Source organism: Streptomyces rishiriensis (genome assembly GCF_003112535.1).
GTDB lineage: Bacteria > Actinomycetota > Actinomycetes > Streptomycetales > Streptomycetaceae > Streptomyces > Streptomyces rishiriensis.
Map to the genome: position 1 here is coordinate 48779 of NZ_BEWA01000025.1, position 22890 is coordinate 71668.

The 22890-nt window shown below is 69.0% G+C and carries 21 protein-coding genes and 9 pseudogenes; 7 read left to right on the forward strand and 23 right to left on the reverse strand.

What is annotated here, in order from left to right:
* Positions 1-580: 580 nt before the first annotated feature.
* Positions 581-709 (forward strand): annotated as a pseudogene (locus Sri02f_RS34970) (IS5/IS1182 family transposase); the annotation flags it as partial.
* A gap of 114 nt (positions 710-823) precedes the next feature.
* Here the strand turns inward: Sri02f_RS34970 and Sri02f_RS34975 are convergent.
* Positions 824-1132 (reverse strand): DUF7677 family protein, encoded by a 309-nt coding sequence (locus Sri02f_RS34975; RefSeq protein ID WP_109005350.1) that lies wholly within the window; start codon positions 1130-1132, stop codon positions 824-826.
* A 159-nt stretch (positions 1133-1291) separates the two neighbouring features.
* Positions 1292-1864, reverse strand: coding sequence for a hypothetical protein (locus Sri02f_RS34980; protein WP_159106827.1), 573 nt, complete (start codon positions 1862-1864; stop codon positions 1292-1294).
* A gap of 341 nt (positions 1865-2205) precedes the next feature.
* Here Sri02f_RS34980 and Sri02f_RS34985 point away from each other — a divergent pair, with 341 nt between their 5' ends.
* Positions 2206-2994 (forward strand): hypothetical protein, encoded by a 789-nt coding sequence (locus Sri02f_RS34985; protein WP_159106828.1) that lies wholly within the window; start codon positions 2206-2208, stop codon positions 2992-2994.
* On the opposite strand, the gene Sri02f_RS42310 is transcribed toward Sri02f_RS34985, so the two are convergent.
* Positions 2991-3458, reverse strand: coding sequence for a helix-turn-helix domain-containing protein (locus Sri02f_RS42310; protein ID WP_218029922.1), 468 nt, complete (start codon positions 3456-3458; stop codon positions 2991-2993). The genes Sri02f_RS34985 and Sri02f_RS42310 overlap by 4 nt on opposite strands.
* Before the next feature lie 291 nt (positions 3459-3749).
* Here Sri02f_RS42310 and Sri02f_RS35000 point away from each other — a divergent pair, with 291 nt between their 5' ends.
* A complete protein-coding gene (locus tag Sri02f_RS35000; RefSeq protein WP_109005353.1) occupies positions 3750-4409 on the forward strand; it encodes an MSMEG_1061 family FMN-dependent PPOX-type flavoprotein in 660 nt (219 codons plus the stop codon).
* 78 nt (positions 4410-4487) lie between these two features.
* On the opposite strand, the pseudogene Sri02f_RS42110 reads toward Sri02f_RS35000, so the two are convergent.
* The 3 genes and pseudogenes from Sri02f_RS42110 to Sri02f_RS35015 all read right to left on the reverse strand — a co-directional run.
* Positions 4488-5173 (reverse strand): annotated as a pseudogene (locus Sri02f_RS42110) (transposase).
* A gap of 239 nt (positions 5174-5412) precedes the next feature.
* Positions 5413-6270: a PDR/VanB family oxidoreductase gene (locus Sri02f_RS35010; RefSeq protein ID WP_245970939.1), complete on the reverse strand. Its 858-nt coding sequence runs from the start codon at positions 6268-6270 to the stop codon at positions 5413-5415.
* Positions 6271-6730: 460 nt separating this feature from the next.
* Positions 6731-7213 (reverse strand): annotated as a pseudogene (locus tag Sri02f_RS35015) (metal-dependent hydrolase); the annotation flags it as partial.
* On the opposite strand from Sri02f_RS35015, the pseudogene Sri02f_RS35020 reads away from it, so the two are divergent.
* A pseudogene (locus Sri02f_RS35020) lies at positions 7137-7403 on the forward strand (HAD family hydrolase); the annotation flags it as partial. The pseudogenes Sri02f_RS35015 and Sri02f_RS35020 sit on opposite strands and share 77 nt — an antisense overlap.
* 413 nt (positions 7404-7816) lie before the next feature.
* On the opposite strand, the gene Sri02f_RS41460 reads toward Sri02f_RS35020, so the two are convergent.
* Positions 7817-7969 (reverse strand): hypothetical protein, encoded by a 153-nt coding sequence (locus tag Sri02f_RS41460; protein WP_159106829.1) that lies wholly within the window; start codon positions 7967-7969, stop codon positions 7817-7819.
* Here Sri02f_RS41460 and Sri02f_RS35025 point away from each other — a divergent pair.
* A complete protein-coding gene (locus tag Sri02f_RS35025) occupies positions 7968-8141 on the forward strand; it encodes a DUF6300 family protein (protein WP_245970940.1) in 174 nt (57 codons plus the stop codon). The genes Sri02f_RS41460 and Sri02f_RS35025 overlap by 2 nt on opposite strands.
* A gap of 50 nt (positions 8142-8191) precedes the next feature.
* On the opposite strand, the pseudogene Sri02f_RS43230 reads toward Sri02f_RS35025, so the two are convergent.
* The 5 genes and pseudogenes from Sri02f_RS43230 to Sri02f_RS44220 form a co-directional block, all read right to left on the reverse strand.
* Positions 8192-8484, reverse strand: a pseudogene (locus Sri02f_RS43230) (IS110 family transposase); the annotation flags it as partial.
* 183 nt (positions 8485-8667) lie between these two features.
* Entirely contained in the window at positions 8668-9708 is a 1041-nt protein-coding gene (locus Sri02f_RS35030; protein WP_109005354.1) for an arabinan endo-1,5-alpha-L-arabinosidase, read from the reverse strand.
* 142 nt (positions 9709-9850) lie between these two features.
* Positions 9851-10318 (reverse strand): fibronectin type III-like domain-contianing protein, encoded by a 468-nt coding sequence (locus Sri02f_RS44210; RefSeq protein ID WP_373865156.1) that lies wholly within the window; start codon positions 10316-10318, stop codon positions 9851-9853.
* A 236-nt stretch (positions 10319-10554) separates the two neighbouring features.
* Positions 10555-10817 (reverse strand): annotated as a pseudogene (locus Sri02f_RS44215) (sugar ABC transporter ATP-binding protein); the annotation flags it as partial.
* Positions 10797-11256, reverse strand: a pseudogene (locus Sri02f_RS44220) (FAD-dependent oxidoreductase); the annotation flags it as partial. The pseudogenes Sri02f_RS44220 and Sri02f_RS44215, both read right to left, overlap by 21 nt.
* Positions 11257-11438: 182 nt before the next feature.
* Between Sri02f_RS44220 and Sri02f_RS35045 the strand changes: the two are divergent.
* Positions 11439-12209 carry an SDR family NAD(P)-dependent oxidoreductase gene (locus Sri02f_RS35045; protein ID WP_109005355.1) on the forward strand — a complete coding sequence of 257 codons (771 nt, stop codon included), beginning with the start codon at positions 11439-11441 and terminating at the stop codon, positions 12207-12209.
* 567 nt (positions 12210-12776) lie between these two features.
* On the opposite strand, the gene Sri02f_RS35055 is transcribed toward Sri02f_RS35045, so the two are convergent.
* The 10 genes and pseudogenes from Sri02f_RS35055 to Sri02f_RS35100 form a co-directional block, all read right to left on the reverse strand.
* Complete coding sequence (locus Sri02f_RS35055) at positions 12777-13142, reverse strand: winged helix-turn-helix transcriptional regulator (RefSeq protein ID WP_109005357.1); 366 nt, start codon at positions 13140-13142, stop codon at positions 12777-12779.
* Between the two features lie 221 nt (positions 13143-13363).
* Entirely contained in the window at positions 13364-14440 is a 1077-nt protein-coding gene (gene namA, locus Sri02f_RS35060; RefSeq protein ID WP_109005358.1) for an NADPH dehydrogenase NamA, read from the reverse strand.
* Between the two features lie 650 nt (positions 14441-15090).
* Entirely contained in the window at positions 15091-15477 is a 387-nt protein-coding gene (locus Sri02f_RS35070) for a nuclear transport factor 2 family protein (protein ID WP_109005359.1), read from the reverse strand.
* A gap of 183 nt (positions 15478-15660) precedes the next feature.
* A complete protein-coding gene (locus Sri02f_RS35075) occupies positions 15661-16095 on the reverse strand; it encodes a VOC family protein (RefSeq protein WP_109005360.1) in 435 nt (144 codons plus the stop codon).
* Positions 16096-16136: 41 nt separating this feature from the next.
* Positions 16137-16496 carry an SDR family oxidoreductase gene (locus Sri02f_RS43725; RefSeq protein ID WP_281261915.1) on the reverse strand — a complete coding sequence of 120 codons (360 nt, stop codon included), beginning with the start codon at positions 16494-16496 and terminating at the stop codon, positions 16137-16139.
* Positions 16466-16891, reverse strand: coding sequence for an SDR family oxidoreductase (locus tag Sri02f_RS43730; RefSeq protein WP_281261916.1), 426 nt, complete (start codon positions 16889-16891; stop codon positions 16466-16468). The genes Sri02f_RS43725 and Sri02f_RS43730 overlap by 31 nt, the downstream gene beginning before the upstream one ends.
* Positions 16892-16972: 81 nt before the next feature.
* On the reverse strand, positions 16973-18082 hold the full coding sequence (locus tag Sri02f_RS35085) for an NADH:flavin oxidoreductase/NADH oxidase (RefSeq protein WP_109005361.1): 1110 nt from the start codon (positions 18080-18082) through the stop codon (positions 16973-16975).
* 63 nt (positions 18083-18145) lie between these two features.
* Positions 18146-18580 (reverse strand): SRPBCC family protein, encoded by a 435-nt coding sequence (locus tag Sri02f_RS35090; RefSeq protein ID WP_109005362.1) that lies wholly within the window; start codon positions 18578-18580, stop codon positions 18146-18148.
* A pseudogene (locus Sri02f_RS35095) lies at positions 18580-18870 on the reverse strand (RidA family protein); the annotation flags it as partial. The pseudogene Sri02f_RS35095 and the gene Sri02f_RS35090, both read right to left, overlap by 1 nt.
* A 163-nt stretch (positions 18871-19033) precedes the next feature.
* A complete protein-coding gene (locus tag Sri02f_RS35100) occupies positions 19034-19684 on the reverse strand; it encodes an NAD(P)H-binding protein (protein WP_109005364.1) in 651 nt (216 codons plus the stop codon).
* A gap of 94 nt (positions 19685-19778) precedes the next feature.
* On the opposite strand from Sri02f_RS35100, the gene Sri02f_RS35105 reads away from it, so the two are divergent.
* Positions 19779-20462, forward strand: a complete 684-nt coding sequence (locus Sri02f_RS35105; protein WP_109005365.1) for a GntR family transcriptional regulator — start codon at positions 19779-19781, stop codon at positions 20460-20462.
* Between the two features lie 870 nt (positions 20463-21332).
* Here Sri02f_RS35105 and Sri02f_RS35115 read toward each other — a convergent pair.
* A pseudogene (locus tag Sri02f_RS35115) lies at positions 21333-22222 on the reverse strand (IS110 family transposase); the annotation flags it as partial.
* Positions 22223-22890: the final 668 nt, after the last annotated feature.

Sequence of the window (22890 nt, forward strand, 5' to 3'; positions counted from 1 at the left end):
TACACCGCGTCTCGGCTTTGAGCGCGCGCATCGGCGATCCGGTTGAAGGAGATCTTCACGTCGTGGGCCATGGCGAACGCCGTGGTGAAGTCCCGCTTACGCAGGGCCAGGACGAACGCCGGTCCGGTCAGCAGGCGATGCGGCTACTTGGGCGGGTGACGGCCGTGAGTCGTCCACAAGTCCCGCAGAGCCATTGAGGGATGACAGCGTGTCAGCCCAACGGCCATACCCACCGTGGGGCCCCATGGCGGGGCTATGTTGTTCGGGGCTGTACGGGCGGTGTTCGCGGCCGCGTCTGTCCAGGGCCCGGCCGCCCGATCAGGAGGAGGGTCCTCGTGCAGAGTCCCGCCATGCCCCGCCCGCCGTGCCGCCGACGGGCGGCCCGATCCGCTCCCGTCGGCTGATCGTCGCCGCCCGGGGCCGCAACGCCGTCCCCCCTCCGACGGCGGCGGCACCGGCACCGGCACCGGCACCGGCAAGAGTGACGGCAACGACTGACGATCGGAGCGGTGTTCGGGTCAAGGCGCTCGGGATGAGGGCGCCAAACCGGCTGGCGGCTGACTGCGCCATGATCTTGGTCGTGGTTGGTGTGATCACGGCGTCGGAGCCGTCCTGGACAGCCCTGTTCACCGGGCTGAGCCCGCGTACCTTCGGCAAGTTGATGACCCAGCAGCGCCGGGAGGGCGCAGACGAGCCGGGTCGAGGCCGCCGGCCCCGGCATCGCCCGCGTGCACGACCTCTCACCGGATAGCCCACCGCGCAGGGGGTCGAGGGCGGGACAGTGGGTAGGGCCTGCCTACCGAATGACGTCGCACGTCAACGGTCAATGAAGTTGGCATTCCCAAGGCTCGATGTCCGGCTCCCCCTGGGGCGGCTCCCCGGTGCAGTATCGGTAGAGCCAGGCTGCAGCCCGGCGCTCCGCATGCTTCTCGTTGACCGGTTCTCCCTGCTCATCCAGTTCGAGGACGTTGGCGAAGATCGCGACGCAGATCTCCATCTGAGAGGGCGACTCGCGCAACTCCTCCCAGTAGTCGATCCCTTCCAGCATCGGGTGGCCTACTGACCCCCGGGCGAGCCATCCAGCGAAGCGTCGGAGGGCTCCGGAAGCACCATGGCTGAGATGCGAAGGCATGCGAAGGCATGCGAAGAATCTAGCCCCGGCCTTCCCAGGCTGAACGTCGACCTCCCAACGCGAGGGGCGAGGGGGTGACGCCGATGGTTACGGGACGCCCCTTGGGCTCACCTCCATGTCCGAGCCAGCCCCTGACTCGGACATACTCCGCACAAGCCGTTACGTCTGCCTCCTCTCGAGCAGCTCGTTGAGGACCGACATCTTGTCGGGCCGTGCCTCCAGCAGGATGAGGCCGAGCACGGCGACCGGGTCGAGCGCGGGATCGCTGCGGGTGACGTATGTGTGGACAGTGCGGTCGGGTCGGGACGTCTCCCTGACATCAAGGACGGTTCGTTCTTCGGATGTCACGGAGAAGTGCAGCTTCCTGCGGAATCGAGCACGGCGGATGCGGTACTCCGCTTCCCACAGCAGCACGGTGTTCCCATGGCGCTCTCCCACCGGCTGTCCATGTGCCGACAGCAGGGGCTGCCCCTCATTGAAGTCGACGAGCAGACGCGGGTCGTCGCCGACTCTGTCCGTGCTGCCCAACACATGCTGACAACCAGGGCCGGCCTGCGACGCGAACGCTCCGACGGGTTCGCCGTCCAGTTGGAAGAACGAACTGACCGTCCACATCATCGACTGGCCCGGCCGAAGCCCACCGCTTGTCGTCACCGGCGCCTCACCCAGTTCCTGAAAAGCACATCGTCGTTTCGCACATGGTCGCTGAGCCCCCATCGGCTGCTGGGACATGACATTCACCCACGGAGACGTGAGCATTCCCGAAGCGGTTCTTGATGTTGCTGCTGTGCCTCCATCGTGGCTGACGCGTGCGCGCACAACGTTCGGGGTCCTGCTGCCCGAGCCGTACGTCAGCGCGACGCGGCACGGCGGTGGCTATACGGCATGGAACCGGACAAGCAACGGAAGGTTCGCGCCACGATCCGTGACGTCTCGGCGCGACCCGCCGCCCTGAGCCCCAACGCCCGCAAGGGCACCAGGCCCGAGCCCCGTGGACCGGGGTAAGCCCAGTCACCGTTGCCCGCTCGGGAAACCGGCTGCCCTGACAGGGCGAACACGCCTAGGCTCGGCGCGTGGATCCCGTGAGGCTCGCCTGTGCCGTCGTTTCCGTCACAATCCTGCTGTACGGCGTGCCCGTCGTGCGTGACCGCCTGCGCGCGTGGCTCCCTGCCGCACCCGTCGACCCCTATCGCGCGGCCGCCGGTCGCTGGTTGACCGAGGACGACGTCCAGGCGGCCGCCGCCCGGCTCCTGCTGGACGGCCTGGTCACCATCAACCATCGCGGCAATCTGGCACTGACCGAGACCGGCGCGGACGTGGCGCGTACCGCGGGGCACCCCCTACCGGACGCCCTGCTCGCCGCGCTGCGCCGGCGTACCGCGGCCACGACGCTCGGCATCATCGCCTACCACGACCCCGCCTTTCGCGCCGCCCACGCCGAGTTCCACGGGCGTCCTGGCGCGTCCCGCGCCCGCCGGGCGGCCGCCGCCAGGGATTGTCTGTCGGCCACCGGGGTGCTGCTTCTTACCGGGGAACTCGCATTCGTGCTCGTGGCGCTGTTCGACCGCCTGCCCCAGGGGCCCGCGCAGTGGGCCGCGACCGCGGCCACCGGCCTCGCCTCTCTGGCCCAGCTCGGCTTCCTGGGGCGCTACGGCGAAAGGCCCGGCGTGGACGGCCACCGCGTCGCGGCCTCCGAACCCTACGTACCGCCCGCCCCGCATCCGGCTCTCGTGGAACTGTCCGAGAAGGACCCGGCGGCCGTGGCCCGGCTGCGTGCAGGACGGCTGCGCACGACCCGACGCCGCAACCGAGGACGCCGACGACGCCGTGGGCGCGGAACGGCCGCCGCGCGGACGGACTAACGGGCTGACCCGCGATTGATCTCGAGGCGTGTTCGCCTGCGGGTTTGGCTGGCTGGTGGTTCAGCAGGCCGTGGTGCGGACGTGTACCAGCTCGGTGCTGGGTTTGTGCCGGGTGGGCCGCTTGGCGGCACGGTCGGAGACCAAAGCGGCGATGGCGATCGACGGTGTTCTGCCTGCGCTTGTCGGAGACGAAGGCCCGCCGGCCGGGGGCCTGCGTGCGGACGGCGCACTTGGGTCTCCATCCCGTCGATCCGCAAGGTGACGCCCTCGGCCGCGGCGTAGGCGAACACGTCCTCCAGGGTCCGCAGCCGGATGCCGGGCCGGTCGGGGACGGCGAACCCACGGTCCGCCAGCAGCGGGCGGACCTCCCGGATCGCCCGCCCGATCGTGGAGGACCCCACCTCGTAGAGCACGCCCAACGCCTCACGAGTGAGCCCAGTCCGCAGATGGACCAGTGTCGCCAGGAGCCGGTCGGTGAAGACAAGTTCGTACTTCGGCCCGGCCCCCGCCCCCGCCGACGGTCGCCCTCACGTCGCTCACAGCGCCCGGACTCACAGCGTGCCACCCAGCGCGGGGCGAGTTCCGCAACCAACTCGCCCAGATGTCGGCGCGACAGCCCGCAGAAGGCAGGTTGAGACATGGCCGCCGCGGACCTGTTTGATCTTCACACGCCAGATAACTCGCGAGGCCGTCGCTATGTCCCCGCACTCACCGACCCAAGATCAATCGCAGGTCGGCCCATTAGGGTTGGAGGCATGACGACACCCCTTGCCGCCACCGCCTTCGACTCGTTCCGCCTGGACGCCGTGCCCGACCAGGAGACGCTGCGCCGGGTCTACGAGCTCCCCAAGGAAGCGGCATTGCGCAAGCAGATGGCCGAACTCACGGAGCAGACCCGGCGGTTGATCGGCTGCTCATCACTGGTCCTGATCGCCAGCGCGGATGCCGAGGGCAACTGCGACGTCTCCCCGCGCGGCGGCCCCGCCGGGTTCGTCGCCGTCCTGGACTCACGGACGGTGGCGATACCGGACGCGACCGGCAACAAGCGTCTGGACACCCTGCAGAACGTCATCGCCACCGGACGGGCCGGGCTGCTGTTCCTCATTCCTGGGCGCACCACGACGCTCAGGGTGAACGGCCGGGCCTGCGTCTCCACCCGCCCGGAGCTGCTGTCGCAGCTGACCGCAGTGGGCAAGCCTCCAGCCAGTGCGCTGGTGCTGGGGATCGAGGAGGTCTACCCGCACTGCCCCAAGTCGCTTCTGCGCAGCGGAGCCTGGAAGCCGGAGCAGTGGCTGCTGTCGGACGCCCAGCCAACTTCGGCCGAGGTGACGCTGGCCCAGCTGCGGATGCCGGAGCTGACGATCGCCGACATCGAGCAGGCGGAGGCGGACTCTCTGAAGTACCGGTACGAGTAGCGGGCCGGCCTGTGCTTGCTGAACCACCTGACCAGCCCGCCCCAAGATCAATCGAGGGTCAGCCCGTAAGACCGTGTCCTACGTGGTGAGGCGGACGAGCCGCTTGGAGCGGCAGAGGGCGGCGGCCAGGCCGAGAAAGGCGAGGTATTTGCGGGGATTGCGTTCATAGCGGGGCGGGGGTTGAGTCGGCGGTAGCCGGAAAGCCACGACATGGTTCGCTCGATGACCCACCGGCGGCGCCCTCATCGTTCGCTGGACTCGATGCCCTTGCGGGCGATCCGCACTCCGATGCGCATCCACCGGAGCCATCTGCGCAGATCAGCCCGGTCATAGGCTTTGGCCGCGTGCAGGCGTGGCGTTGGGACTTGAAGTGACGGCCTCTGCGGGGATCGTGTCTCGTTTGGTGACCCTCGATCATGGGCTTCAGCCCCTCGCCGTCGTGGGTGTTGCCGGCCGAGACGCCGACGAGGAGGGGCTTCCGTTCGCGTCCGGCAGGATGTGCGTCTTGGAACCCGGCTTGCCGCCGTCCACGGGGCTTGGACCTGTATGGTCGCCCCCTTTTTGGCCCTTACATGGGCGGTGTCGAGGACGACGCGGGTGACGTCGATGAGGCCGGCGTCGTCGAGCCGGTGCAGCACCGCTTCCTCATCAGGCGTGTCCTGCGTTTCGCCACCGTGCGGCCGTACCTTCGACGGTGGGATCAGCGGCTTCGCGATCTCCCACAGCCCGTCAGGAGCAATCCAACTCCACGTACCCCGCCCCATACCGAGACCGACGACCGCCTCACCACGTAGGACACGGTCGTAGTGTGGCCGCCGGGAGTCGCCACCGTACGGATGAGTTGGAAGTTCTGCTGCCGACCACCGCCGCGTTCCTCCTTGACGGGGCTCGCTACCGGCGGCCGTCGGGCTACGGACAAGGGGGTCCCCTGCACCGACAACAGCACCCAGCGCAGCCCCGTCCGGACCCTCCCTACGAGGGGTACCGCGAGGTAAGTGCCTGCTCACACCTCCAGCACCAACCGCTCTCCTTCCGGTGCACGCGAGACGCAGGGCAGCATGGCGCCGGCCGCACGTTCGGTGGCGGTGAGCCGGCGGTCACGGTGATCGACCTGACCGTGGGCCACCCGTACCCGGCAGGTGCCGCAAAACCCCTGGCGGCAGGAGAACGGCAGGTCCGGCAGGGCCTCGTGGAGAACATCCAGGGCGGAGCGGTCGCACGGCACCGGCAGCACCCGTCCGGTGTCGCCCAGCTGGAGTTCGAAGGGACGGCCGTCCGTGATCGGGGCCGGGGCGAAACGCTCGAAGTGCAGGGCTGACGCGCGGCTACCGCCGAACGCGCGCCGAACGCCGTCGATCATGGGTGCCGGCCCGCAGCAGTACGCCGCACCCGCCGCCGGGCACGAGCTCAACAGATCGGCTGCTTCGGGCGCGCGGGACTCGTCGTCAGGGCGGACGGAGACCCGGCCAGGGGCTGCTGCTGCGAGTTCGGCCAGCTCTGCCGCGAAGGGCATCGAGCCGCGGCTGCGGCCGGTGTGCACGAGCCTGAAGTCCAGCCCGCGTCGGGCGGCCTCCCGAGCCATCGGCAGGATCGGGGTGATGCCGATGCCGCCCGCGATGAACAGGACGGATGCTTCGGCGGCGAAGGGGAAGGCGTTCCGGGGCCCGGCGACGGCGACGCGCATACCGTCTGCGAGGGCGTCGTGCACCTCGGCCGAACCGCCTTGGCCGCCCGCGATGCGGCGCACCGCGATGCGGTACCGGTACCGGTCGGCGGGGTCGCCGCAAAGAGAGTACGGGCGCTTGCGGCCGGAGGGCAGGTGCAGTTCGATGTGGGCGCCGGGCTGCCAGGGCGGGAGCAATTTCCCCGTCGGGTGCTGCCAGCCGCAGGGAGACGACGTCCTGGGCCTCTTGGTGCTTGGTGGCGACCACCAGTTCCCGGATCGCGGGCATCCGGGTGGCCGGCGGGCGCCTGGGAGGAGTGCTGCGCCGTGCGAGGCGCGCGGCCGCGTTGTCGCTGAATGCCGCCAGCTTCTGCATGAAGGAGTCGCCGCGCGGCCTGCCGTAGAGGTCCGGCAGCCGGGTGACGGGTGTGCTGATGTCCATGGGATGCCTCACTGCCTCACTGGTCGCCGGGTCATCGGGCAGCCGCTCGGGCGGCGGGGGAGGCCGCCAGGTAGGCGACCGCCTGCTGAGTCGAGCCCTCCTGGGTCGGGTCGTAGCCGGGGCGGAAGTAGCGCAGCACCGAGCGGGCGAACGCGCCGGCCGGGGCAACAGGTCCTTGCGGGCCGCGGCCAGGTACTCGCGGACGCGGACCTTGACCCGATCGTCGAGTTCGGGGTCGGCGCTCATCAGGAAGCGGACTCCGCGGATCCACAGCCGGGTCAGCACCGGAGCGGTGACGAGCATGCCGATCACTCGGCGTCGGTAGCTTGGATCGAGGTGCACCAGCAGGTCGAACGCGACCGAACGGTGTTCGACCTCCTCCGCGCCGTGCCAGCGGAACAGATCGAGCATCGCGGGGTCCGCGCCGGCCCGGTCCAGGTGCCCGTTGCTGAGAATCCAGTGACCCAAATACGCGGTGAAGTGCTCGAAGGCTGCTATGGGGGCGAGCCGTTGGAGGAGATGCGCGTGTGCGGCGGCCGGCGTCAGCTCCGGGCGGTCTCCGAGCACCCTTCTAAAGATCCATTCGGACTGCAGGGTGTACGGAGCCGGATCCAGTCCCTTGGAAGGCAAGCCGTCGCCTGTGCCGTATCTGCAGGCAGCCGCGCGGCTCGGTGCCAAACCGGAGGACTGTCTGGTCATCGAGGACGCGCCTTCCGGGGTGGAGTCGGGGCTGCGTGCCGGGATGACGGTGTGGGGTGTCAACGCCCCTGCGGCGGTGGACGGCGTGCACCGCCACTTCGGCAGCCTGCGCGAAGCGGTCCGCGACGTCCATGCCTTCGTGTCCGGACTCCGCCCTCACGGGCTGGAGGGATCAGCCGCGATGGAATGATCTTGGCGAGTGTGGAGCCGTGGACACAGTGCCCACCACCATTTCCTCCATGGCATGGCCTGAACCTTGGGCAGCGGCGCCGTGACACTGCTGATCCTGTGGTGGGAGACGCGTCACTGGCCGCACTGCGGTCCTGACCGCCAGATACCCGTGAGGCCCTGCACCGCGGTGCTGCGCCGGGTTGGGGCCTCACTCGCGTATTCGCGGGGGTCGGATGTTCATGCACGCGTCTGTGTGCCTCATGCCGCTTGCGCTTGCACGGACACGGGGCCCGGTCGCGCGGCGAGCGCCTGGTCGACGAACTCCTTACGAGCGCCAGGGAGTCGGTGCTCCCGTCTTGACGGTGTATGGCCATTGTGATCGCCGCTCCGGCGGGCCCGCAGCCAGCTGCGGGCCCGCACTACGGGCAGCGGTCACCCCGCCTGGACGGCGCGCCGCCGGGCCCACCAGGACAGGCGCGGGGCGGTGGCCGTGCGGACGGCCTGCCCGAACGCTTCCAGGGCCGCCTCCAGGCGCGCGGTGTTCTCCCTGTCCCCACAGGCACGTTGCCGGAGCAGCCTCATCATGAGCGGGGTGGCACCGCGGGACGACGAACTCGGGCGGCCGATCAACCTGGAGCTGTGCGCGGTGTGCGACACCGGCGACGTGGACCGCCCGGCGGCCGACCTTCTCGTCCAGTTGTTCGCCAACAGCGGCGGCCATGACGAGAGCGCGCCAAGGAGGGGTCACACCTGCTGATGGAGTGGAGGCGGACGCCGACCGTCCGGGTGAACACACAGAACGGAAGTGGGCGCACGCCGGTGTGCGGCTGCGAGCCTCCGGGGTCGTCTGATCTGCGCTTCCCGGGCTCGTCGCTGTTCGTGGACGGCGGAGAGCGATCGGACAGGGACGGGATCACGACGTTGAGGGCGCCGGTGCCCGGGACGACGACGGTCTGCTCGTCGAGCGCGTCGCAGACCGCGTCGATCAGGCCGCTGGGCGGCCATGCGCGGGGCTCGGGCCGGATCATTTCAACGAGCCTGTGACGACCGGTTTTCCGCCACACGGATGGGGTTTTGTGGCGTTCCAGCAGGCTGGCCACGGGCCGGGTGGTCCACTCGGAGGCAGGGCTTCGATGGAGGCGGACCGGTCCACGACGCACAGCACAGTGCCGATCTTCGCGGCCTGTTCGTCGAAGACGGCCCGCAGCGGGCTTGCTGCTGGGCAGCTGCTTGTCGAGGGCGAGTCAGACCCACTTACGGCGTCTCCACGAACTTCGTCACTGTCAGTGGACGACGGGCCATCCGCTGCTCCAGTTCAAGAGGTTGAGGCCCAGCTTGGGCCTGCCGTTGTCGTTGCCGTCGTAGTAGTGGTAGACGATCAGGTCGGCGTCGGCGTCGTGCATTATGGACTGGCCGCCCGGTCCGATGTAGCGCCCGTGCGACTCCAGGACCGGTGTGCCGCCGTTGTTCGTCATCGCGACGCCGTTCTTGTCGGAGTACGGTCCCGTGACGGCGGTGGCGCGGCCGACCTTCACCTTGTAGGTGGAGCTGGTGCCGGCGCAGCAGGTGTCGTACGAGGCGAAGAGGTAGTAGTAGCCGTTGCGCTTCACGACGTAGGGCGCCTCGACGGCCTTGGTCCCGGTGGGGCGGGCGGCGATCGTACGCCGGGCGGTGTCGGAGGAGAGCTGCTTGCCGGTCGAGGGGTCGATCCGGATCATCTTGATCCCCGTCCACCAGCTCCCGAACGACAGCCACCACTTGCCGTCGTCGTCCACGAAGAGGTTCGGGTCGATGGCGTTGTAGTCGCTGGAGGCGGTGGAGGTGTAGACGGTCCCGCGGTCGGTCCAGGAACCGGGCAGGCCCGAAGGCGAAGTGGCCAGGCCGATGGCCGACTTGTTGGACCCGAAGGTGGAGACGGCGTAGTACAGCAAGTACTTGCCGCCCTGGTACGAGATGTCGGGCGCCCAGGCCTCGGTCGTGCCGTACGACGACCACCAGCCCGGCCTGGCCGGGAACGCGTCGCCGCCCGCGCTGAACGCGACGCGGTCGGTGGAGGTGCGGTAGGCCAGGCCGCCACCGGTGGCGTAGAGGAGGTAGCGGCCGCCCGAGGTCCGGATCATCGTCGGGTCGTGCACGACCGTGGCCCCGGTGACGGCGCCGGGGTCGGGATAGGCGGAGGCCGCGGAGGGGGTCAGGGCCAGCAGGATCGCGGCCGGGACGCAGAGCAGCGCAGCCCTTCGGGAGATGCGTGAGGTGCGCGCCACGCGAGAGGTACCGGAGGCGCGGGGCGTGCGAGAGGTGCGCGTGCGTGAGATGCGGCTCATGCGGACGCTCCTTCAGAGAGGACTCATGTTCGTGATGTCGAACGGTGGTCGCGTCATCGGGCGGAACGTAGAATCGAACCCCTTGCGCGTCAATGCCCTGCGCACGCATCCGAAACTTCTTCGAAAACGACGCACCGACAGCTCAGCCCCGCTCGACCACCGTCGGCACGCCGTGCTGCCATGTGACGCTCGCGGCGCTGCTCACCGGCGAGATGAACACTCGCCTCGTTCGGGGTGACCCCGCTGGAGGGCCCGGCGCGCGGCAAGATTTCACCGGGCTCGACCACGCGGCTGTCCGGGCCGGTGAGGTCAGACGGTCGGTGTGGACGTCGAAGTGGACGGTCGCCTCCTCCTCCCGCTCCAGCGTGACCTTCGCGAAGGGTGGTAGCGCCCGGACCGGCCGGGTGGACCGTGAAGTACCGCTGTCCGGTCTCGGCGCCTGGAACGGCGCCGGTGCCACGCACCCGTATGGAGACCGTGAACTCCTCGCTGTGAAAGCGAGTTGACGGTTGATGTCTGCACATCGTGAATTCGAGTCCGGGCAGGCCAGGCCGTGCTCCAACGGGAGAGCGGGGGTGGGTCGAGGTCGGTGCCCTCGCCGGTTGCGCATCACGTTCCTGCGGCGGTGTCGTCGTCGCCGGCGGGTTGGGCCCAGAAGATGATGTCGGTGCTGCTGCGCCACAGGACCATGCGGCAGGCACCCCGTCCCGGCGAAGTCCGGTGCCCCACTCGCCGACGGCGAGGACGCGTTCGCGACCGGTGAGCGCGGTGGCGGTTTCGATCGCCTTGTGGCTGGTCGTCAGAGTTGTCCCGCTGGGGTACCGGCATCGCCTGCCGTCACAAATCTCACGCGTCTTCTGTTGCGGTGGCCGTGGCGGGGGCGGTGAGGTCCTTCTCCTCCGGCAGCAGATCCACGTCCACCCCGCGGACCTGGGACAACTCGTGCTTCAGAGCGGCGAGTTCGGCGCCGCCGGCCATGTGGTTGGTGAGTCCCTCGAGGCGACGCGGTCGCGGGAGGCGGTGAGCTCCGTCGTGCCGAGGCGCAGCACGCTGAAATGGTCGCCGACCATGTAGGCGTGGTGCGGGTTGTGGTCGGGCCGCGCCACACCGGCCTCATGCTCGTAGAAGGCCACCTCGTCGTCAGCGGGGGTGAAGGTGGGAAACCGGCGACGGATCTCGGCGCTGTCGAGCATCTCGTGGGCCAGTCCCCAGTCCCCAGTCGCGGGCGCTGTGCACGCTTCCTACGACCATCGTGCTGTCATGCGCACCGAGCACCAGCCCTCCGGTGGTCGTGAACACGTCCTGCCCGCAGTCCGCGGCCAGTGCGTCCCACAACTCGCGGGAGCGCAGGAGCAGCGGTATGTAGCTGGAGCCCTCGGCGTAACTCTGGCGGTAGATGCGCGAGCCGCCGTGGCTCGCGCCGAGAGCGTGGACGGGATGGAAGCGCTCCAGCCCGAGAACCCTCCGGCCCCGCCTTGCGAGATGGCAGGCGGCGCCACTGCCCATACCGCCGAGACCGATCACGATGACGTCATAGGGGCGTGCCATGGTCGATTCCTCTGGTCGGTCCGAAGCGGAGAAAGGGGAACGTATCGCCCCGACTGTATTTCCCGGCAGGGCCCGAACTGTGATTTTCCGGGACGGCCGACCTCGGCCCGGCGGCGCTCTCCGTGCGAAGGTGGACGCCTCCTCCGTGGGGAATCCACCACGCCTGCAACTGAAGGAACACCATGGCCAGCATCACGGGCAGGACGGTCCTGATCGTCGGCGCCTCGTCAGGGATCGGCGCGGAGGTCGCCCGCCGGCTCGGCCACGGCGGCAACCGCCTGGTCGTCACGGCACGACGCGCCCCCGAGCTGGCAGCCCTCGCGAAGGACGTACGAGCCGCCGGCAGCGCGTGCCTGGACATCGCCGCCGACGCCCTGGACCCGCAGGCGGCCGCCGGCGTGGTGACAGCCGCCGTCGCCGAGTACGGATCGATCGACGTGGCCCTGCTCAACGCCGGTCAGGGACCGGACATGTCGATGGACGAGGTCACCGTGGCGGACGTGTCACGGATCATGGCGCTGAACTACGACGTCGTCGTCAACTACCTCATCCCGCTGATCGCACAGATGAGAGACCAGGCGCACGGCGGCCTGATCGCCCACACCAACTCGCTGGCAGGGCTCATGGGCGTCCCACGCCAAGGCCCCTACTCCGCCGCGAAGGCGGCCGCCCGCACACTCATCGACGCCGCGCGCGTCGAACTGGCCCCCAAGGGCATCCGGTTCACCAGCATCCACCCCGGCTTCGTGGCGACCGACCGGGTCAACGCCGACAGCCTGCCCAAACCCTTCCAGGTCAGCACGGAACGCGCGGCACGCCACGTCATATGCGCGCTGGAGCGGGAACCGGCTCAGGCGTACTTCCCCCGGGCGACAACCGCGCTGGTTCGTACCCTGAGCATCCTGCCCACGTCGGTCTCCTCAGCGGTCCTACGGAGCCTGGCCTCCCTATAGAGCGGGCGGTCTGGCCGCACACCAAGTTTCGACAGAATCCTTGACGGTGCCCCGGTGCTTCCTACGCTCCGTGGGAGCGTTCCCATGCCCGTCCGTGTGAATTGATTCTTCCTGCCCCCAGGGGCACCGGTTCACTCGGCACCCCCACGCATCGGAGGCCACCGTGATCGCCGCCACCCTCGGCATCCGACCGTCACCGCGAAGAGCGACGCTGCGGTTCGCTGTGACCGACTGCTCGACGGCATCACCTCCCTCGCACTGACCGGCACGCGCATCAACTCGCCGCACCCGAGAGACCGGGTCGGCCGTCACGCGGGTACCAGTCGGCGAAGTCCTCGTCGTGCCGCAGCCCGTCGAGCCGGTTTCTCGCCCGCATCGCCTCGTGCCCTTCAGGTTGCTCGCCCGAGCAACCTGCACGGTCGGGAGGGATCTGCTCACCGGGACGGGGACGGGGACGGACGGACAACGTGCACCTCACCAGCTGGGTCGAACTACACCATGGCAGTGAGCCTGCCTGCTGATCATGCACCCGCACCGGGAAACCTCAAGGCTCCCGACGGAGTCGAGCTAAGCCTCGGACAGTGCCGGCGGCGTGGCGGAGGAGGGTTCCTCCTGCGCGTCCTTGGGATCCGGCAGGACGATGCCACGGCGGGCCAACCACTGCTCACCCCAGTTGCTGAGGCCGATCAGCAGCGGCTCCATCGAGCGTGCCTCCTCGGTCAAGGCGTACTCCACCTTGGGCGGGACGACCGGGTAGACAGTGCGCTGCACCAGACCGTCCTCCTCCAGCTCACGCAGTTGCTTGGTCAGCAGGCGCGGAGCGATGCCGGGCACCTGGCGATGCAGCTCGTTGAACCGCATGGTCCCCTCGAGCAGATGGAAAAGGATCACACCTTTCCACTTCCCGCCGATGATCTTGACTGTTGCTTCCATCGCGCAGCCTGGCAGGTCGTCAAACGGTCGCGTACGCGGCATGGGGCACCTCCGAGTCGTGCTGCCTTGTCGAGTATCTCGTGCCCGGAGGGGCATCCCCTCCGGGCACGGGCCGGTCCGCCGCCCGGTGCCGGGAGCGCTTCAGCCGCCCCAGCCCCGGGCGGCCGCAACGAGTTCGGTGCCCTTGCGCCGGGGTGGTTGCGGGATCAGGGCAGAACCGCTCAGGAGACCGTGGCGTTCATCGGCGCGGCGGGCAGCGGGGGCTGCGAGCGCTGCCAGGCCGACCCGTAGCGGGTGTACTGCAACGGGACCTCGATGGCGGCGCGCAGCTCGTCGGCGGCGGTCCGGGCCCAGAAGGGGTCCTTCAGCATCTCCCGGCCGACCAGCACGATGTCGGCGCGGCCGTTTCGCAGGATCTCCTCGGCCTGGCGGCCGCTCTCGATCAGGCCGACAGCACCGGTCCGGATTCCCACCTCCCTGCGAATCAGATCCGCGGCGGGCACCTGGTAGTTCGGGTAGGACTGCACCTTCACCGGGGCGATGCCGCCGGATGAGGCGTCGATCAGGTCGACGCCCTGCTCCTTCATCCACCTGCCGTAGGTGACGAAGTCCTCCGGAACGTTCCCGCCCTCCGCATAGTCGGTCGAGGAGATGCGGACGAACAGCGGGCCGTCCCACTCGCCGCGCACCGCGTCGATGGTCTCCCGCACGATCCTGTAGCGGTTCTCCCGGCTGCCTCCGTACTCGTCCGTGCGGTGGTTGGCCAGGGGTGAGAGGAACTCGTTGAGCAGGAAGCCGTGCGCCGTGTGCACCTCGAGCACGTCGAATCCGGCGGCCTTCGCCCGTGCCGTCGCATTCCGGAACGCCTCGACGACCTCCTTGATGTCCCCGACGCCAAGCTCCTGGGGAACGCGTGAACCGTCACTGAAGGGAATGGGGGAGGGGGCCACCGCGGTCTCGGACTCCACGCCGAGCTGCCGCCCCGCGTGGCCGATCTGGGCGCCGGCCCTGGCGCCGAAACGATGGATCACCTCGACGATGCGCGACAGGCCTGCGACGTGGTCGTCGCTCCAGATGCCGAGGTCGCCCGGCCCGATCAGCCCGTTGGGCAGTACCGCCGCCGTCTCCAGCATCACCAGGCCGGCGCCGCCCAGTGCACGCGCGCCGTAGTGCACCGTGTGGAAGTCGGTGGCGCGCCCCTGGGCGTCCGCGGAGTGCATGCACATCGGGGACATGGCGATCCGGTTCCGGAAGGTGACGTCGCGGATCGTGAGCGGGTCAAAAAGGTGTGCGGACACGAAAGATCATCCCTGTCGTTCAGTGGGGTTCTTGTCGCTTCCGACCGTAGGAGAAGTACGCCGAATGCAACAGTATGCACTTTAAAGTCCCATAGAGGCAAAAAGGGAAGTGTGCTGGTCGGGCGCGAATGCGTCGCGCCATCGGCGCCTCCTGGCGGCCGCCCGGCGCCGCGCGGGGGTGCCGGGTCCGCCAGTCGCCATGCAGCTTCGACGCCTGTCGAAATTTGATCGTCGTCACCATTCGGTGTTTCAGGCGTCTGACCGTCTGTGACAATTCATGAAAAATGATCACCGCAGGGGGAGCGTCACGCGGGTGGGTGTTTCATGAGCGGCCACCTATGAAACAGGGGCTGCCCAATGGGATAGGCGGGCAGCCCCTCCGAAAGCCCTCCATCGACACAGAAGATGTCAGTGTCAGGCAGCGAACACTTGGAGTCGACGGCGAACGCCTTGAACTCCAGCGCGTTGCCGGCCCGATCGAGCGGGAACATCATCGTCCGCTGCTCGCCGGATTTCGCTCACGCTCTGACGGAACTGAGACGGGTGTGCTGCTGGCCTGGACGGTTCCTTTCCGGCAACCTCAAGGTCAGCTCACGCCACGCGTCCACCGCGAGGAGGGGAAGCTCATGCCCGCCCGGCCGTGTGCGCAGCTACGATTTCGGCGCGTCGTTGGTGTGGTAGATCTTGCTGACAATGGTCCACGTGCCATCGACTTTCAACAGGTTGAAGTAGTCGGTGAAGCACAGGCCGGAGACATCGTTGGTATCAACACGCGCATTGGCGGCAGTGCCGGTCACGTTGATGTAGGCGATCACGGCGCGGCCTTCCGGCGAGGGGTGGAAATCCCTGTCGATCCCCTGGTAGAGGGCCGTGATCGCGCCGCCGGAGAGTTTGCCGTTCTCCACGCCGAAAATCGTCGCCTCTTCGGCGAACGCGGGCTTCATGATCGAGCTGTCGGCCTTGGCTACGCCCTGGTTGTACTTTTCCAGCACTTCGGTGATGGCGATGTGGTCAGCGACATAGGTCGGTGTCGACATGTTGTGTCTCCAGTCTGAGGTTGCGGCGCGCTTGCGCCGGGTTGGTTGAGACGTGGATCAGTGGCAGCGGCGGCCTCTTGGTCGAGGACCGTGCTACGCCTGTCCCGGTCGTTGAGCCACCAGCCCATCGACAGCTGGGGTACCTGCCAGTTCACGGCCGGGGCGCGCCGCAGGGTCCCGGCGTCATGGGGTGGCGAACACTTGGAAGTCGTCGGCGAACGCCTTGAACTCCAGGGCGTTGCCGGCCGGGTCGAGCAGGAACATCGTCCACTGCTCGCCGGTTTCGCCTGCGAAGCGCACGTAGGGCTCGATGACGAAGTCGGTGTCCGCGGCGCTCAGCCGGTCGGCGAGCCGGTGGAAGGCGTCGATGGTCAGGATCAGCCCGAAGTGCGGTACGGGGACGTCGTGGCCGTCGACCGGGTTGTGTATCTGTTCGGTGCGGGTCGGGGCGAGGTGGGTGACGAGCTGGTGGCCGTGCAGGTTCCAGTCCACCCAGGTGTCGGCGCTGCGGCCCTGTGCCAGGCCGAGCGTCTCGCCGTAGAAGCGGCGGGCGGCGTCGAGGTCGTCGACCGGGACGGCGAGGTGGAAGCGGGGGATGGGGGAGGCAAGACCGGACATGGGCCTGGTGTTCCTTCCGTGCGGTGTGGAGTGCCTGGCGCTTACCAGTTCTGACGGGTGGGGGAGATGACCAGGTCGTTGACGGTGACATCGGCGGGCTGGTCGAGGGCGTGGACGACGGCATCGGCGATGGCCTCGGGGCTGATCGCGAGGGCGTTGAGCTCCTGGGCGGCCTTGCGTCCGGCGGGGTCGGTGACCTTGTCGGCCCAGCCGGTGTCAATGACGCCGGGGCTGATCGTGGACGCCTTGATGCCCTGGTGGACGCCGAGTTCCCTGCGCATGGACTCGGTCATGGCCTGCACGAAGAACTTCGTCGCGCTGTAGACACCGGCGCCGTCGCCGACCTGGTGGCCGGCCACCGAGTCCATGTTCAGGATGTGGCCGGACTTCTGGCGCAGCATGCCGCCGGAAGGACGGCCTGGACGCCGTTGAGGTAGCCGCGGATGTTCACGTCGATCATCCGGTTCCAGTCGTCGATCGCGCCGTCCTTCCAGAAGGAGAACAGCATCAGACCGGCATTGTTGACCAGGACGTCGATCCGGCCGAACCGCTCGACAGCGAAGTCGGCGAGCGCCTGCATGTCGGCGGCGTCGGCGATGTCGGCGACGTCGGTGAGCCTGGCGATGGCGGTGCCGCCGGCCTCGTTGATGTCGGTGACGAGCTGGGCGAGGGCTTCCTGGCCGCGGGCGGCGGCGACGATCTTGGCGTCGCGGGCGGCGAGGGCCTTGGCGCTGACCGCGCCGATGCCTGAGGAGGCGCCGGTGACGACGACGACCTTGTCCTGAAGGTGGTTCATGGGGCCTCCCGATGAGATGGACCGGCACGTTGAGGCCCTTGTAGGGGCAGCACGGCCGTTAGTGATGAGGCTGCGGGGGTGTCAGCGCTCGCGGCTCTTGACGACGTAGGCATACTGGTCCGGCCAGGTCGGCTCGGCGCCGAGCGCGAGAGCGGCATGCTGAGGCCAGTAGGGGTTGCGCAGGAGTTCGCGGCCGAGGAGGACCGCGTCGGCCTGCCCGTTCGTGATGATGTCCTCGGCCTGCTGCGGCTCGGTGATGATGCCGACGGCAGCGGTGGGAATGCCGGCCTGGTTGCGGGCCTGGTCCGCGAAGGGCACCTGGTAGTCCGGTCCGGCGACGATCTTCGCATCGCGGACCATGCCGCCGGTGGACACGTCCAGCAGGTCGACGCCGTGGGCCTGCAACTCCTTGGCGAGGCGGACGGTGTCCTCCCCGGTCCAGCCCTCACGCTCGTCCTCCGCGTCCTCGGTCAGCCAGTCGGTGGCCGAGGTGCGGAAGAAGACCGGCAGACTCTCGGGCCACACCGCGCGGACGGCGTCGACGACCTCCAGGGCGAAGCGGATGCGGTTCGCGAAGCCGCCGCCGTAGGCGTCGGTGCGCTGGTTGGACGCTGGGGAGAGGAAGGAGTTGATCAGGTAGCCGTGGGCGCCGTGCACCTCGGCGACCTGGAATCCGGCGGCCAGGGCGCGGCGGGCGGAGTCGGCGAAGTCGTGGACGAGCTGCTGGATCTCGTCCACGGTGAGCTCGTGGGGGACGGGCAGGCCCTGGTAGGCGACGGGGCTGGGCGCGACGGCCTGCCAGCCGTTCTCGTCCTCGGAAACGTAGCGGTCGGACAGCCAGGGCTTGTCGACGGACGCCTTGCGGCCCGCGTGCGCGAGCTGGACGGCGGGAACGGAGCCGTGGGCCTTGATGGCCTCGGTGACGCGGGTGAACGCTTCCTGCTGGCGATCGTTCCACAGGCCCAGGTCCCAGGGGCTGATGCGCCCGTCCGGGCGGACGCCGGTGGCCTCGGCCATGACCAGGCCGGCTCCGCCGACGGCGCGGGAGGCCAGGTGGGTGAGGTGGAAATCGGTCGGTGCACCGGTGTCCGGGCCCTGGGGGGCGGCGGAGTACATGCACATCGGGGACATCCACACCCGGTTGGGTATCTCCAGGGACCGCAGAGTGAGGGGGGTGAAAAGGGAAGTCATGCGGGTGGTGCTTCTTTCGTGGTCGGTGATTGATGGCATCTGCTGGTCGGCTGTCGTCCGGTGTCAGGCGATGACCGTGTGGAGTCCTGCGAGGGCAGGGGCGTAGGCCGCTTCGAGGACTGCGGTGGCTTGCGAGGCGGTGGTTCCCTCAGCCGGGACTAAGGTGGCCTGCCAGCTGAGGAAGGCGCCGCCGGTGTCGGCGACGGGCTGGACGTGCAGCGTCGAGCGATAGCCGCGGACCGGCAGCGGCGCCTCGACGATCTCGTAGGTCAGCGTCCGGTCGGCGTCGTCCAGGTCCACAAGCCGGTCCCGGTAGATGCTGTGGTCCGCCCCGGTGAGGACCCGGACCGCGCCGGGGGTGATCTCGTCGCCGCCCCCGGTGATCTCGCTCGCCCGGATGGCCGGGTGCCAGTCGGGCAGGCCGTTGAAGCGCTGGACGACGGCCCATATCGCGTCTGCGGAGCCGGTGAAGACCGAACTCCAGTACGCCGTGGCCATCAGGCGGGCAGACGGGTGTCGAGGATGAAGCTGGTCTCGATGAGCTGACCGGGGAAGAACAGCGACGCGACGCCGATGGTGCTGCTGGTGGGGCGGTGGTCACCGAAGTAGGCCAGGTTGGCGGCCGCCATGGCGTTGTTGTACTTCGGCAGGTCGACGATGTACTGGGTCTCGGAGACGACCTGGTTGCGGGTGGCGCCGTAGTGGGCGAGGACCTTCTCGAAGTTGGCGAAGATCTGCTCGCTCTGGGCGTCGAAGTCGTCGGGGTGGAGGAAGTTGCCCTCTGCGTTGTGGGAGAGCTGGCCCGAGACGTAGATCGTGTGCTCGACCTTGATGGCCTGGGCGAAGCCGAACTCGCGCTCGCCCGAGACGCCGTGGCTGTAGGAATCGATCGCAGTCAAGGTGGCTTTCCTTCTCTGGTGGGGGATGCAGGGGTGGGCAGGAGCGCCGGGCTCAGGCGGCGAGGCGGGCGACCGCGTCCGCGACGGGGGTGTCGCCGGAGGTCAGCTCAACGATGACGCGGCTGAGGGCGGGCGCGTGCAGGGCGGCGTCGATGAACGCGGCGACGTCGTCGCGGTGCACGTCGCCGTACTCGAGGGCGGGCCCGGCGGCGACCCGTCCGGTACCCGGTCCGTCCAGCAGTGTGCCCGGGCGGACGATCAACCAGTTGAGGCCGGTGCGGGTGAGATGGACGTCGGCACTCTTCTTGACCCTGACGTAGTGCTCGAAGCCTTCGGACGCTCCCTCGCCGCGCAGGGCGTCGGGGAACACCGAGACGAGGACGAAGCGCGCGACTCCGGCGGCCTCGGCCGCAGCGGCTGCCTTCTCCAGGCCTTTGCCGTCGATGAGCGTGGTCTTGTCCATGCCGGTTCCGTGGGCGCCGGCCGAGAACACCACGGCGTCGTGCCCGGCGAGCCTGGCTGCGAGCTCGTCGACAGAGTCGGCGATCAGGTCGCCGGTGACCGGCCTCGCACCGGTCGCGCGGATCGTGTCGGCCTGGGCCGGGCTGCGGTGCATGCCGGTCACCTCGTCACCGCGCCCGGACAGCAGACCGGCGAGCCTCCTGCCGACACCTCCGGCGGCACCGATCTGGAACACCTTCATGGGAAACGCCTCTCTCCTGGCTGGACGAACGACCGGCGACTCCAGTTGTCGCAATGTTGACATTGCGACAACGATGAAATGTTAACATCACGACATGGAGAAGACGCAACTCACAGGAGATCGCGTGGTGGCCCCCGCCCGCCGTCGCGGACTGGCCGACGAGGTTGCCGACCGGATCCGGGAGGCGATCTTCAGCGGTGCATACGCCCCCGGGGCACCGCTGCGAGAGGTGGAACTCTCCGGCGTGCTGCAGGTCAGCAGGGGCCCGGTGCGTGAGGCTCTGCGCGTTTTGGAGCGCGAGGGACTCGTGCACTGCGCCTGGCACCGCGGCACCGTGGTCACGACGCTGTCCGAAGAGGATGTCGCCGAGCTCGACAGCCTGCGCGGCGCGCTTGAGGATCTCGCCGTCCAGCAGGTCATCGCGCACGCCTCGGACGAGAGCCTCGCGGTCATCGAGAAGGCGGTCGGCGTGATGGACCGCACGACGGACCCGCACGCCATGGTCCGCCTGGACATCGCCTTCCATGATGCCGTGTTCGCCGCCACCGGCCACCAGCGTCTGGTCGCAGCCTGGGAGACCATCCGCTGCCAGGTCCACCTGTTCCTGCTGACCCGCATCGGCCTCAGCACCGAGGGCTACCTCGGCTGCATCCCCCAGGAACACCACGCACTGGCCGCAGCCCTGCGCGCCCGCGACCCCCAGACCGCCCTCCCCCTCTTCGCCGCCCACCGCCGCCACGCGGTGGACGTCGTCACCGGCACCTCGAACCCGGCCTGACGACCGGTCCGCCACCATCTGGACACCGCCCAGCGTTGGTGAAGCCTGCTCGTCATCGCCCCGCCCCCGGCAACCATGGACATGTGCGGCGGCAGCCGGTCACAGGTGGCCACCGCGCACTTCCGGCACAGCTCGACCGATCCGTCGCCTCAGCAAGCCGCGCGCACGACGAAGCGTTCCCGCACTGCGCAGGACCGCATCAGGCCAGGCGCACGCCAGACCAGTCGGCAGCGTCCGCCAGTGTGCGAGACCGACATCTTCGACATCTGCTGGCTCAATGGCGAGAGGGTCAGTGGCGAGACTGTTCCGGGCGCCCGATTCTCGCGCTTCCACGACCTCGTCGCCGCCTGGCGCGAGCCTGCGGAGTAGAACGGGAACCACGCCCGCAGGGGACGCAGCGCAGGTGTCCGTGGGCCAGTCTTGGCGGCGGGCTGCCGCTACTCCGGCAGGCTGCTGGCGACGACCGGTCGTGGTCGCATCGCGTCGATTGCGGTGGCGAGTTGCTCGGCGTGGTCGTCGAGTAGCACCTTCAGCTCGCGGTAGCGGGGATGGTCGTGCGTCTGTCTGAGCCAGGTGCAGGGGAATCTACGGTGGTACTTCCGGATGGGGCAGGCTTCTGGGTCGATTCCGATGTATGGAGGGCAGGGTAGAAGAAGTACCCGTCCTGGGTGACGCGGGGCCCAGAGGTAGGGCAGGGACGGTGCGTCGTTTCCGATCGTCGGTGATGGCCTGGTTTCCGGGCCATTCCTGCAGTTGGGCGACCATGTGGTTCCAGATCGCGGGCGTCAGTGTCCAGCCCGCGAGGCATTGGCGACTGTGCTGGTACTCGATGCGGGGTGAGGCTTCGAGGTCGGTGGCGATGGCGTCCACCCCGGCGAAGGCTTTGAGTCCTTTCGCGTCGGTGAAGCGGGATCGGTCGTCGCCGATCTCGGCGAGCACCCGGGCGCCGGTGAGAGATCCGGGCCCTGGAAAGCTGGTGATGATCTCGGCGTCCGGGTGCGTGTCAAAAGACTGCGCCGTTGCCTCGGTGAGGTCGGCGACGCCGGTGCAGACGGCATCGAGCTGTCTGGGCAGGGCGACGGTCTGGCGTCCCATGGCTTGTTCGACCTGTGGGAGCTGGCGCATCTGTGGGACTCGCAGGGCGTCTCGGAGGCGTTCTGACTCCGCTTCGATGCCGCGCTGGAGGCCGGCCTTCTTCAGCAGCGAGCGCAGCTGGGCGCGGGTGAGTTCGGCCGCCGTTTCGGGAGTGAGGGCGGCGGCCAGCACGGCGCGGGCGACGTTGCTGCTGACCCCTTCGCGGGTGTGCTGGAAGGCGACGAGGAGGCCGGGGAAGTATTCGCGCAGGTGGGAGCGGAGTTTGTTGCCTGCTTGGATGCGGTCCCAGACGACGTCCTGTTGGGCGCGGGCCAGGACGGCGATAGCCTGGACGAGTTCGCTGTCGTTGGGCAGGGTTCGGCGGGCGGTCTTGTCCGTGCGCAGGATGTTCGCGAGCACCATCGCGTCGAGGTGGTCGGACTTTCTGCGGGTGACCGTGTGGCGGTCGCGGTAGCGGGCGGCGGCCATCGGGTTGATGGCGTGGACGGGCCGGCCGGTGGCGCGGAGGCAGGCGACGAGGAGGCCGCGGGAGGTCTCGATCGCGACAGGGATCGGGGGTTCGCGGTGTCGCCTTGGGCGGTAGAAAGCTCGAGGAGTCGGTGCAGGCCGTCGAGGTCGTCGGTGATCCGGGCCCGAGCTGACAGAGTGCCTTCGTGGTCGACCAGGGCGACGTCGTGATGGTCGCTGGCACATCGTCCTCACCGCGCCCGAGGACAGGGTGTCGCTGCTGTTCGTGGAGATTGACAACTGCTACGAGTCCGCGCAGGTCCTCGCTGCGAAGATCGACCAGTACGTGCGGTTCTGCCAGCGGAAGGTGAAGGACGTCGATGGCAAGGAGCGGCCGATGTGGCGCACCCGCTGGTGGGCGCCAGACGGACGGCGCGGCGACCAGCCGCACCCGCCACTGCTGCTCGTCTTCAACCGCGTCGGCCCACGCAACCCGGGCACCGTCAGCGCGCAGCTGGCCGACCTGACCCGACGGCACTGGCGCGGCATCGCCCACGACGGCTTCCACATGTACGACGGCAAGCTCCCCATCGTGGTCACCGGCATGAAACAACTCCAAGAGAACGGCCCGGCCGGGGTGATCTTCCGACGCTTCGGCCCCCCCGCACAACCAGGCGCTCCTGGAGGCGATCGGCAACCCGCGCCGCGAAGCCCACGACGCCCGCCCGCCAGCAGGTCGAATACGAAGCCCGCGAGCGCGAGTACAAGGAGCAGCTGCGCCGCGCCGCCGAGCAACAGAAGGCCGAGCGGGAGCCTCGCCGCCCCGCGTGCGCCAACTGCGGGACCCGGTACACCGACGCACGGTGGAGGGCCATCGAGCCCGCCG

Bases quoted from the DNA above. Each gene is read 5' to 3' on its own strand.
- Sri02f_RS35055 (WP_109005357.1), bottom strand. From the start codon at position 13,142: ATGGAAGCAACAGTCAAGATCATCGGCGGGAAGTGGAAAGGTGTGATC.
- Sri02f_RS35075 (WP_109005360.1), bottom strand. From the start codon at position 16,095: ATGTCCGGTCTTGCCTCCCCCATCCCCCGCTTCCACCTCGCCGTCCCG.
- Sri02f_RS35090 (WP_109005362.1), bottom strand. From the start codon at position 18,580: ATGGCCACGGCGTACTGGAGTTCGGTCTTCACCGGCTCCGCAGACGCG.
- Sri02f_RS43725 (WP_281261915.1), bottom strand. From the start codon at position 16,496: ATGCTGCGCCAGAAGTCCGGCCACATCCTGAACATGGACTCGGTGGCC.
- Sri02f_RS35085 (WP_109005361.1), bottom strand. From the start codon at position 18,082: ATGACTTCCCTTTTCACCCCCCTCACTCTGCGGTCCCTGGAGATACCC.
- Sri02f_RS35045 (WP_109005355.1), top strand. From the start codon at position 11,439: ATGGCCAGCATCACGGGCAGGACGGTCCTGATCGTCGGCGCCTCGTCA.
- Sri02f_RS41460 (WP_159106829.1), bottom strand. From the start codon at position 7,969: ATGATGAGGCTGCTCCGGCAACGTGCCTGTGGGGACAGGGAGAACACC.
- Sri02f_RS35000 (WP_109005353.1), top strand. From the start codon at position 3,750: ATGACGACACCCCTTGCCGCCACCGCCTTCGACTCGTTCCGCCTGGAC.
- Sri02f_RS43730 (WP_281261916.1), bottom strand. From the start codon at position 16,891: ATGAACCACCTTCAGGACAAGGTCGTCGTCGTCACCGGCGCCTCCTCA.
- Sri02f_RS34980 (WP_159106827.1), bottom strand. From the start codon at position 1,864: ATGTCCCAGCAGCCGATGGGGGCTCAGCGACCATGTGCGAAACGACGA.
- Sri02f_RS35100 (WP_109005364.1), bottom strand. From the start codon at position 19,684: ATGAAGGTGTTCCAGATCGGTGCCGCCGGAGGTGTCGGCAGGAGGCTC.
- Sri02f_RS34975 (WP_109005350.1), bottom strand. From the start codon at position 1,132: ATGCCTTCGCATCTCAGCCATGGTGCTTCCGGAGCCCTCCGACGCTTC.
- Sri02f_RS35105 (WP_109005365.1), top strand. From the start codon at position 19,779: ATGGAGAAGACGCAACTCACAGGAGATCGCGTGGTGGCCCCCGCCCGC.
- Sri02f_RS35070 (WP_109005359.1), bottom strand. From the start codon at position 15,477: ATGTCGACACCGACCTATGTCGCTGACCACATCGCCATCACCGAAGTG.
- Sri02f_RS44210 (WP_373865156.1), bottom strand. From the start codon at position 10,318: ATGCGCAACCGGCGAGGGCACCGACCTCGACCCACCCCCGCTCTCCCG.
- Sri02f_RS35030 (WP_109005354.1), bottom strand. From the start codon at position 9,708: ATGAGCCGCATCTCACGCACGCGCACCTCTCGCACGCCCCGCGCCTCC.
- Sri02f_RS35025 (WP_245970940.1), top strand. From the start codon at position 7,968: ATGAGCGGGGTGGCACCGCGGGACGACGAACTCGGGCGGCCGATCAAC.